The sequence below is a fragment of the Flavobacterium chilense genome (genome assembly GCF_001602525.1).
GTDB classification, from domain to species: Bacteria; Bacteroidota; Bacteroidia; order Flavobacteriales; family Flavobacteriaceae; genus Flavobacterium; species Flavobacterium chilense.
Genome location: NZ_LSYT01000007.1, coordinates 223,818 through 234,910 on the forward strand (window position 1 = coordinate 223,818; position 11,093 = coordinate 234,910).

The window sequence follows — 11,093 nt, forward strand, 5'->3', positions numbered from 1 at the left end:
TCTTAAAAGCTGTTTCATAATTGAAGCAGCTTTTTTTTGACTTTAGAAATTAAACATTGTAAATTTGGACTTTCAAATATAACCCATGCTCGACATTCAGAATATTTCTTTTTCGTACACCGAAAACCCTGTTATAAAAAACGTTTCTTTTACCATAAATAAAGGCGAAAATATTGCTATTATTGGAGAAAGCGGCTGTGGAAAAAGTACGCTTCTTAAACTTATATACGGTTTATATGATTTAAATGAAGGCAAGATTTTTTATAATGATAAGCCTATTTTAGGTCCTAAATATAATTTGATTCCTGGAATGCCATTTATGAAGTATCTGGCTCAGGATTTTGACCTTTCTCCGTTTGAAACGGTGGCAGAAAACGTTGGAAAATTTCTCTCAAACGGTTTTGCCAATATGAAAAAACTAAGAGTTCAGGAATTACTAGAAATGGTAGAAATGGAATCATTCTCTAATGTAAAGGCTAAATTTTTAAGTGGAGGACAGCAACAAAGAGTCGCTTTGGTGAGAGTTTTGGCTCTGGAACCGGAAGTAATTTTGTTAGATGAACCTTTTAGTCAAATTGATGCTTTTCGTAAAAATGCTTTACGTAGAAACTTATTTCGATATCTGAAACAAAAAGGAATTACCTGTATTATTGCAACACACGACAGTACAGATGCTTTGTCATTTGCAGATGAAGCCATTGTAATGCGAAACGGAGAGATTATTGTAAAAGATAATCCAATTAAAATATATGAAGATCCAGAAACTAAATACGTAGCTTCGTTATTTGGTGAAGTAAATGAAATTCCAACTCATTTATTACTGCCATATGAGGATGAGACGCATAAAACTTTAGTTTATCCGCATCAGTTTAAAATGGTAGCCGAATCTAATTTACCCGTAAAAATTAGAAGAACTTATTTTAGGGGAAATCATTATTTAATCGAAACCGTTTATAAAAGGCAACTTGTTTTCTTTGAAAGCGAAATAGATTTGCCACTTGAACAGGAAATATTTTTAGGTTTAAATTATCTGTAAAACAAAATAAAACCCGACAGCTTTTTAAAACTGTCGGGTTTGTTATTTATAGAAAGAAAAGAAGTTTAGTTTTTTAAGTACTTTTCTAAAAACTGATCTTGTTCCCAAAGTAAGTGTAAAATGTTTTCTTTGGCTACATAACTATGTGCTTCTTTAGGTAAAATCACCATTCTTGTAGTGGCTCCTAAACCTTTTAAAGCTTGGTAATAACGTTCTGTTTGTAATGTAAAAGTTCCAGGATTATTATCTGCTTCACCATGAACTAGTAATAATGGTGTTTTCATTTTATCAGCATTCATAAAAGGAGACATTGCGGTGTAAACCTCAGGAACTTCCCAGTAATTACGTTGCTCGCTTTGGAAACCAAATGGAGTTAAAGTTCTGTTGTAAGCACCACTTCTGGCAATTCCGCAAGCAAACAAGTTAGAATGTGTTAATAAATTAGCGGTCATAAAAGCTCCGTAAGAATGTCCTCCAACTGCTACTTTTTTACGGTTAATATAGCCTAAAGCATCAACAGCATCAATAGCAGCTTCTGCATTTGCTACTAATTGAGGTATAAAGTTATCGTTAGGTTCTGTGGTTCCTTCACCAATAATAGGGAAAGCAGCATCGTCAAGAACAACATATCCTTTAGTTACCCAATATACAAATGATCCGTAATAAGGAAATGTAAATTCGTTTGAGTTTTGAGTAGATTGCCCGGCACTGTTTTTATCTTTGTATTCTGCAGGATAAGCCCAGATTAATAAAGGCAGTTTTTCTTTCTTTACTTTGTCATAACCGGCAGGTAAATATAAAGTTCCTGAAAGTTCAACACCATCTTTACGTTTGTATTTAATCACCTCTTTACTCACATTCTTGATGCTTTCAAATGGATTTTTGAAAGAGGTAATTGGTGTTAGACTATTTTGCTTTTTAATGTTTCTGAAATAATAGTTCGGATATTCGCTTTTAGATTGTATCTGAACTAAAACTTTACCAGATTTAAAATCTTCTATCTCTAATAAGTCTTCTTTTTTATCCTTGTAAGTTGAAGTATAAATACGTTTTGCTTTTAAGGTTTTTAAATTGAACTCGTCAATAAAAGGAAATTGACCTTCTTTAGTATATCCGTCTCCAATTCGGAAAGCATTATCTTTTTCGATAGCCAGAACATATTTGTTGTATTCGTTCTTTTTTGTTTCAAAAACTCCCGGATCAGAATAAACATCCTGCTGGTTTCTGTCAGTAATTATTTTTGGTTGCTCCGCTGGATTAGAAGGATTAATCAAATACGTTTTGGTATTACGGGTATCGTACCACTCATCTGTAAGGAAAGCAATATTATCATTCCCCCAAATAATGTCGTTGTAACGTTGAGGTACTTTTACTAATGATGTAGCATTATTGGTAAAAGGGGCATCCCAAAGAAAAACTTCGTCTCTAAAATCAACTTTGTTAGCAGGATCTCCCTCATCTAGAGCGACTACATAAGATAATGTTGCCGGTTTGTCATTTCTCCAGGTCATTTCTCTCTTTCCTTTACGAACTGCCATAAAACCTTTTGGCATTACTTCATTCAAAGGAACTTCGTTCACCGTTTTGATTTCTTTTCCTCTTGCATCATAAACAATTGTTCTGGATGGAAATCTGTTTAATGGAACTACGTATGAAAATGGTTTTTGAATAGTAGTGATCATGATAAAGTTACCGTCTGGCGAAATTCTTTCTCCGGCATACATAGCCGCTTCTTTAAACAAAGTTGCATTTCCGTTAAGGTTAACTTTATACAATTCTGAAGTCATAATGTTTTCAAAATTGATTTCGTCATTTTGGTTTTTCAACATATCAGGATATGTTCTGTTTTGCGATTTTGCTCCCGAAGTGCTTGAAATAATTGGTCCGGTTGGTAAATCTTTTTTAGAATCCAGTAAAGGTTTTCTGTTTTTTGGAAGCATTTTTACCAAAACCGTTTCGTTGTCTGAAAACCAGCTAAACGGATTACCAAGATTAGCATTTACAGTTGCCTCAGTAAGTTTTGTTGCTTTTGCAGTTGCTACATCAATAACCCAAAGTTCTACCCCTGAATTTGTAGTGTGAGAAAATAAAATTTTCTTGTCGTTTGGCGACCATGAAATATTACTTATTTTAGGATTGTCTGGTAAACCCGCAACCTGTACTTCTTCTTTACCGCTAATTTTTCTTAATTTAAGATTAATAGTGTAAGTTACCGTACTTGAAATGTTTGTTACCGGATTGATTCTCAAACCTCCTAAACGAAGTTCTTCCTGGTTAAGGTCATCAAGAGTTTTGTATGTACTCCTGTATAATAATAACATATTCTCTTTTTTAGTATCCATAGATACTGTGGGAGCTCTTTCATAATCAGCTAAATCTAAAATAGATTTAGAGGGTTTTTGATAGGTTAAATTTTCCTGAGCAAAGGCAAAAAAGCCAATGTTTAAGAATAAGAATAGTGTAACCTTTAATTTCATAATTTGAATTTTATGGGTTTAAAAATGGTATTGATAAATGTTTGACTAAGATAGTTTAGTTTCGTTACATTTAATATGTTCTTTTTTATACTTTTTCATTGTTTTGATGCAAAAACTGTTTTTTCTAAAAGCAAACAGCTTTAATTAGATATATAATTAAAGTATATTAAATTGCTAATAACGAAAAAAATAGTAATTTGTACGCTTATGTTTTAAAGTATACTTAAATTTGCAATCCAATTTTTTAACAAATAATAAAAGAATATGTATCATTCAAAAATAGCGGGCTTAGGATATTATGTTCCTTCAAATGTTGTGACCAACGATGATTTGTCTAAGATTATGGAGACCAATGACGAATGGATTCAGGAAAGAACAGGAATTCAGGAAAGAAGACACATCATTCGTGGCGAAGATACCACAACTTCGATGGGAGTAAAAGCGGCTAAAATTGCAATAGAACGTTCAGGCGTAGCCAAAGAAGATATTGATTTTGTAGTTTTTGCAACGTTAAGTCCGGATTACTATTTTCCAGGACCTGGTGTTTTAGTACAGCGTGATTTAGGATTACGAACTGTTGGAGCATTAGATGTTAGAAATCAATGTTCAGGTTTTGTTTATGCTATTTCTGTAGCCGATCAATATATTAAAACCGGAATGTATAAAAATATTTTGGTGATTGGTTCAGAGGTACATTCAACCGGATTAGATATGACAACCCGCGGACGTGGAGTTTCGGTAATTTTTGGAGATGGGGCAGGAGCAGCAGTTTTGAGCCGCGAGGAAGATTTGACTAAAGGAATTTTATCAACTCACTTACATTCAGAAGGACAGCACGCCGAAGAATTAGCTCTACAGGCACCGGGAATGGGTGCACGTTGGGTAACGGATATTATTGCTGATAATGATCCTAATGATGAAAGTTATTACCCATACATGAACGGACAGTTTGTATTTAAAAATGCTGTAGTTCGTTTTGCTGAGGTAATCAATGAAGGACTGGAAGCAAATGGTTTACAGGTTTCAGATATTGACATGTTGATTCCGCATCAGGCAAATTTGAGAATTTCACAGTTCATTCAGAATAAATTCAAATTAACAGATGATCAGGTTCATAATAATATTCAGAAATACGGAAACACAACTGCAGCGTCTATTCCGATTGCTTTGACTGAAGCCTGGGAACAAGGAAAAATCAAATCTGGAGATACAGTTGTTTTGGCTGCTTTTGGTAGTGGATTTACCTGGGCGAGTGCTATTATCAAATGGTAAATTAATTCATCTTGCATTATATTTTAAAACCTGCTCTTTTTTAGAGCAGGTTTTTTTTATATGTAATTTTTGGTGTAAACTAAGTTTGGTTTAACTACCAGACCTTCGACTTAGCTTAAAAATGATAAATTTAGGATATCCATCTTCTTTGTTCTGTTTGTCAGGCTGAGCGGAGTCGAAGCCAGATTCCAATTGGCAAATTCTTCAATAAATATATTTAATCAGTTATGAATAATTTTCTTATTTGAATTCAATTGTCAGGCTGAGTGGAGTCGAAGTCCTCATTTTTATAATTGTTTTTAATTTCATCAGTAATGAATAATTAAGTTTAAAAAGAATATTTTTCTTACTTTTATTTTAAATGGTTTAAATTTTAGGATAAAATGAAAAGATATTATGTTTATATATTAAAGTGTTCTGATAATAGTTATTACACTGGATTTACAAATGATATAACAAGAAGAATAAATGAGCATAATTTTGGTTTAAACAAGGAAAGTTACACTTACGATAAGAGACCACTTGAACTCGTTTTCTGTACTGAATTTAATGATGTTAATCAGGCGATATTATTCGAGAAACAAATAAAGGGATGGAGCCGAAAAAAGAAAGAAGTTATTATAAATGATAAATGGGAAGATTTGAAAAAACTTTCAGCATGTTTAAACGAAACAAGCCATAAAAATTTGAATAAAAAAGAACTTTAGTAGTAAATTAGCCTTCGACTCCGCTCAGGATGACACTTATGTTCTAAGATGATTTAAAAGTAGCGATTTAGCGATTGTCAGTCTGAGCGGAGTCGAAGACCCGTTTCAATTAGAAAACTTACAATTTCACTCTTAGTGGTACTCAGAACGAAGGTATACTTAATAATAGCAATTGTCAGTCTGAGCGAAGTCGAAGACCTTTTTTTAATAAAATCAAAATGAAAAAAAATCAACTGGAAATAGCCTGTTTCAATTTTGAGTCAGCTATAATTGCACAGGAAAGTGGTGCAGACAGAATAGAATTATGTGAAAATATGCAATTGGGCGGTACAACGCCAAATGCAGTTTTGGCTGTAAGAGTTCGCGAAAAGTTATCTATTAAAATGCATGTAATTATACGCCCTCGCGGGGGAGATTTTGTTTATTCGGATGAAGATTTTGTCGAAATGAAACAAGATATAAAACACTTTAAAAAATTGGGAGTTGATGGTTTCGTCTTTGGAATTTTAAACTCCGATAAAAGTGTCAATAAAAAACAAAATCAGGAATTAGTAAGTTTAGCCAGTCCGCTTTCCTGCACTTTTCATCGGGCGTTTGATGAGGTTAAAGAAATTGAAACGGGTTTAGAAGATGTAATTGATTGTGGTTTCAAAACAATTTTAACGTCCGGACGAGGAAAAAATGTCGAAGAAGGAATTACAGATTTAGAGTTAATCCAAAAACTGGCACAAGACCGAATTGAAATTATGCCTGGTGGCGGATTACGATCTTCAAATATTAAATTACTACAGGAAAAATTAACTCCAACTTTTTTTCATTCATCAGCCATTACAGATAATACTGAAACAGCAAATCCGGAAGAAATAAAAGAATTACGCAATTTTTTATAAGCTGGTATCTACAATAAAAAAAGCCTGGAGTTGGCAAACTCCAGGCTTTTCTTTTCTACAAGAACTATTAAAATCTACTAATAAAAGCGGGATTAAAACATTCCGCCACCACCTTTATTAGTGTTGTCTTCTCTTTGTTTACGTTGTAGGTTTTTGATTTTCGCACCACCAAAGTTATACGTTAATCCTAAATAAACCGTTTGACTTTCCCATTTAAATTGTCCTGCCTGAGGATAAGGATACATGGTATCGAAAGCATATTTCATTGTGTTGAAAACATCATTAAAACGTACGCTAATATTCATTTTGTTGTTCAATAATGTATAACGTGAACCTATGTCCATTTTGTACATTTCATGACTGTTATTTTGAAGTCCGTCAACAGCACCTCTGTAAAATCCGAAAGCTAAAAAGCTTAAACGTTTGTTTACTTTAAAGTTTGAGTTCATACGTCCATTAATAGCTGCAACAGTAATTTTTCTTTCAATTGGGCTGCTCACGTTGGTTGCAGGATCAAACAAGAACACAACTCCTTGTTGATTGATACTTGAGAAGTCAATAGATGGAGAAATATCCCACCATTTAGTAATTTTATAATTAAATGATGCTTCAAAACCATAAGCAGTATTGTGATCATAGTTTGTAAAAGTCATAATTTGCTTTTCACCGCTTGGATCTGATTCATCAGGATATAAAATTCTACTAATCTGGTCATTGATGCTTCTTACGAAAACACCCGCAGTAAAACTTCCTTTTTCTAAAGTTTTAGTATAATTTACTTCAACAGAGTTTGTAAACTGAGGTCTTAATTCAGGATTTCCTAAAGAAGTTACTAATGGAGTAGAAAACTCACGAATAGGTTTTGTCTGCTCTAAACTTGGACGGTCTACACGACGGCTGTAGCTAAATTGCAAAGTGTTTTTCTCATTCAGGTTATAAGTTAAATAAGCCGAAGGATAAAGAGTGATATAATCATCATCAAATTTAGTTGCACCATGATTCAAGTTAGCCGCTACTTTATAACTTTCAAAACGAGCACCTAACTGGTAGCTGAATTTTTTATATTTCTGACCAAATGTTACATAAGCAGAGTAAATATTTGTGTCATAAGTATAATTAGAAACTGGAGTTGCCGCAAGCGGATTTCCGGTAATATAATCATTGTCTGTTTTAGTAATTCTGGCTTCAGCACCGGCTTCAAGAGTCGTTTTTTCGTTCAAAGGATTTACATAATCCACATTTATAGTGCTTAATTTGCGTGTTCCTTTTATGTAATCATCATAAATAACACTATTTGAAGTATTGTCAAGATGAGTTGTTTTAGTGTCGAAAGAAGCATTATTAGTTTCTTTGTTATCACTGTAGTTTGCTTCAAAGTCTAAAGTATGGCCTTCTTTTTTAAAGATATGCTTGTAGGCTAAATTATAAGTCCCAACCTGATCAGGTCCCCAGTATTTTGATTTCTGAAAAATGTTAGAAGTATTAGAACCTGCAACATTTGTATAATCAATATTAGTATCTACAAAACCTTTACCGTTTGATTTGTTTTGATTGGTGTAAATAGACAATGTATTATGATCGTTGATTAAGTAATCCATTCCAATTTTGTACAAATAAGAATCATTATCATTTACAACATTAATTTTCTGAACAATATCCTGATCGGCTCTTTTGATGAATCCGTCATTATAATAAGTTCCAAAGTTTTGTCCCACATTACCAAAGAAGTTTACTTTTCCTGTTTTGTAATTCAAATCCAGAGATTGATTGTATTTGGCTGTTTGTCCAAAAGTAATTCCACCACTGTAGCTTCCGTTAAAACCAGTATTTGCATTTTTATGCAAAATAATATTGATAATTCCTGACATTCCTTCCGGATTGTATTTTGCACTTGGATTTGTAATCAACTCGATTTTTTTGATAGAAGTTGATGGAATCTGTTTTAGCAATTGAGCAGGATCAATATTCGAAGGTCTTCCGTCAATTAATACACGAACATTGTCGTTTCCACGAAGTGAAAGTTTTCCGTCCTGATCCACATTAACAGAAGGAATATTGTTCATAATATCAGATGCAGAAGCACCTGCTGTAGTTAAATCTTTACCAACAGTAACTACTTTTCGGTCAATTTTTTGTTCAATTGTAGAACGCTCGCTAACAATATTTACGCCTTTTAATTGTGTTGCTTCTTCTTCAAGAGCAACATTAACAGTGGCTGTTTTTTTGTTTTCGCTTAAAATTAAAGAACCAATATGTTTTCTAAAACCAATATACTGAATCTCGATTGTATAACTTTTTAAAGCTAAATTTTTGATGCTAAAGTCTCCATTATCATCTGTATTAACACCTGAAACTACTTTACCGTTCTCTTTGATTGAAACTGTTGCATAAGAAATAGGCGCGTTATTCGACTTTTCAGTAATTTTCCCGGATACTGTTCCCGAGTTCTGAGCTTGTGCTGTTGCGATTACCCCCAGTAATGCGAACAGAAAGAATTTTAATTTCATAATTTTGGTAGTGATTGTTTTGATTTGATTGATGATGATGATTTTTTGTTTTTTGTTTGAATTTTTGCCTTCAAACTAAATTGAAGTCCCTATTAAGACTCTTGTGACAGTGATATGTTACAGAAAAAACTAAAAAAAAATATAATTTTTTAAAGAGACTCTGTTTATGAATAGATTAGCAGTTTAATTTTTTGATAATTTTAACAATTGAAATGAAGTGCTTTTTGAGAAATTCTAAGCGTTTTGTTGTATTTTATATGTTTTTCATTTTCTGTAATTGATGAATAAGCAGTATCTTTGCTCACTTTAAAAATAAGTTTACATGTCATTATCACAAATTCTTACTCCTTCTATACAAAAAGCAATACAAGCATTATTTGATGTTACTGTTGATAAAATCGAATTTCAAACTACCAGAAAAGAGTTTGAAGGCGATATTACAATGGTCATTTTTCCTTTATTGAAAGTGATTAAAAGTAATCCTGCCGAATTAGGAAATAAAATCGGAGATTATTTAACAGAAAATGTTTCTGAAGTAGCACGCTTTAATGTAGTTTCAGGATTTTTGAATATTGTAATTGCAGATAGTTATTATCTGAATTTCTTTAATGAAATAAAAGACAATACCCAATTTGGTTACGTAATCCCAAACCCGGCAGATAAAGCAATTATGGTCGAATATTCTTCGCCAAATACCAATAAACCTTTACACTTAGGTCATGTTCGTAACAATTTGTTAGGATATTCTGTGGCTGAAATTATTAAAGCATCTGGTAAAAAAGTATATAAAACTCAAATTATCAACGATCGTGGAATTCATATTTGCAAATCGATGCTGGCCTGGCAGAAATTTGGCAATGGAGAAACACCTCAAACTTCCGGTTTAAAGGGAGATAAATTAGTTGGGAAATACTATGTTGAGTTTGATAAAGCCTATAAAGCAGAAATTAACCAACTCATAGAAACGGGTAAAACTGAAGAAGAAGCTAAAAAACAGTCTCCAATTATTATTGAAGCGCAGGAAATGCTTCAAAAATGGGAGTCCGGAGACGAAGCAGTTATCTCACTTTGGAAAATGATGAACCAATGGGTTTATGATGGTTTTGCTACTACCTACACCAATCTTGGAGTTAATTTTGATAAATATTACTACGAAAGTAATACCTATTTATTAGGAAAAGATGTTGTTCAGGTAGGTCTTGACAGAGGAGTTTTTGAAAAAGATCCAGATGGTTCCGTTTGGATTGACTTGACAGATGAAGGTCTGGATCGTAAAATTGTATTGCGTTCTGACGGAACTGCTGTATATATGACTCAGGATATCGGAACCGCAATTCAGCGTGTTAAAGATATGCCGGATGTAGGTGGAATGGTATACACTGTGGGTAACGAACAGGATTATCATTTTAAAGTTTTATTTCTGATTCTTAAAAAATTAGGTTTTGACTGGGCTTCAAGCCTGTATCATTTATCATACGGAATGGTTGATTTACCTTCCGGAAAAATGAAAAGCCGTGAAGGAACTGTTGTTGATGCTGATGATTTGATGCAGGATATGACTGATACAGCAAAACAAATTTCTGAAGATCTGGGTAAATTAGACAGTTATTCAACAGAGGAGAAAGCCAAATTGTATAAAACAATTGGTCTTGGAGCTTTAAAATATTACATTTTAAAAGTAGATCCTAAAAAACGTATTTTGTTTAATCCGGAAGAATCAGTTGATTTTGCTGGAAACACAGGTCCGTTTATTCAATATACATATGCAAGAATTCAATCAATTATCCGTAAAGCCGACTTTGATTTTTCTACAAAAACAAATATTGAAGAACTTCACGAAAAAGAAAAAGAATTGGTAAAACAAATCGAGCTTTTTCCGGAAGTAATTCAAAATGCAGCGCAAAATCACAGTCCGGCGCTAATAGCAAATTATACGTATGATTTGGTTAAAGAGTATAATTCGTTTTATCAATCTGTACATATATTAGGAGAAGTAGATTTAACTAAAAAGATATTCAGGGTCCAGCTTTCGCAAAAAGTAGCCGAGGTTATCAAAGCAGCCTTTAATTTACTGGGGATTGAAGTTCCTGAGCGAATGTAAAAGAGAACATTAAATATAAAAAAGCCGATAGTATTTACTATCGGCTTTTTTGTTGCATCATTGCTTGTAAAGATTTTCTGTATGTTAAAAAAAGATTTTTTGT

At 33.0% G+C, this 11,093-nt stretch carries 7 protein-coding genes; 5 read left to right on the forward strand and 2 right to left on the reverse strand.

Annotation, left to right across the window (positions count from 1 at the left end; translation table 11 throughout):
* Positions 1–85 precede the first annotated feature (85 nt).
* The gene (locus A4F88_RS17350; protein ID WP_068843891.1) at positions 86–1,036 is read left to right on the forward strand and encodes an ABC transporter ATP-binding protein; all 951 of its coding nucleotides are present in this window, start codon (positions 86–88) and stop codon (positions 1,034–1,036) included.
* Positions 1,037–1,101: 65 nt separating this feature from the next.
* Here the strand turns inward: A4F88_RS17350 and A4F88_RS17355 are convergent, their stop codons facing one another.
* Positions 1,102–3,513, reverse strand: coding sequence for a S9 family peptidase (locus tag A4F88_RS17355; protein ID WP_068843892.1), 2,412 nt, complete (start codon positions 3,511–3,513; stop codon positions 1,102–1,104).
* A 264-nt stretch (positions 3,514–3,777) separates the two neighbouring features.
* On the opposite strand from A4F88_RS17355, the gene A4F88_RS17360 reads away from it, so the two are divergent.
* From A4F88_RS17360 to A4F88_RS17370, 3 genes are all read left to right on the forward strand, one after another.
* Entirely contained in the window at positions 3,778–4,785 is a 1,008-nt protein-coding gene (locus A4F88_RS17360; protein WP_068843893.1) for a 3-oxoacyl-ACP synthase III family protein, read from the forward strand.
* A 383-nt stretch (positions 4,786–5,168) separates the two neighbouring features.
* A complete protein-coding gene (locus A4F88_RS17365; RefSeq protein WP_068843894.1) occupies positions 5,169–5,492 on the forward strand; it encodes a GIY-YIG nuclease family protein in 324 nt (107 codons plus the stop codon).
* Positions 5,493–5,710: 218 nt separating this feature from the next.
* Entirely contained in the window at positions 5,711–6,382 is a 672-nt protein-coding gene (locus A4F88_RS17370) for a copper homeostasis protein CutC (protein WP_068843895.1), read from the forward strand.
* 92 nt (positions 6,383–6,474) lie between these two features.
* Here the strand turns inward: A4F88_RS17370 and A4F88_RS17375 are convergent, their stop codons facing one another.
* Positions 6,475–8,889, reverse strand: coding sequence for a TonB-dependent receptor (locus tag A4F88_RS17375; RefSeq protein WP_068843896.1), 2,415 nt, complete (start codon positions 8,887–8,889; stop codon positions 6,475–6,477).
* Positions 8,890–9,211: 322 nt separating this feature from the next.
* On the opposite strand from A4F88_RS17375, the gene argS reads away from it, so the two are divergent.
* Positions 9,212–10,990 carry an arginine--tRNA ligase gene (gene argS, locus A4F88_RS17380; protein WP_068843897.1) on the forward strand — a complete coding sequence of 593 codons (1,779 nt, stop codon included), beginning with the start codon at positions 9,212–9,214 and terminating at the stop codon, positions 10,988–10,990.
* Positions 10,991–11,093 lie beyond the last annotated feature (103 nt).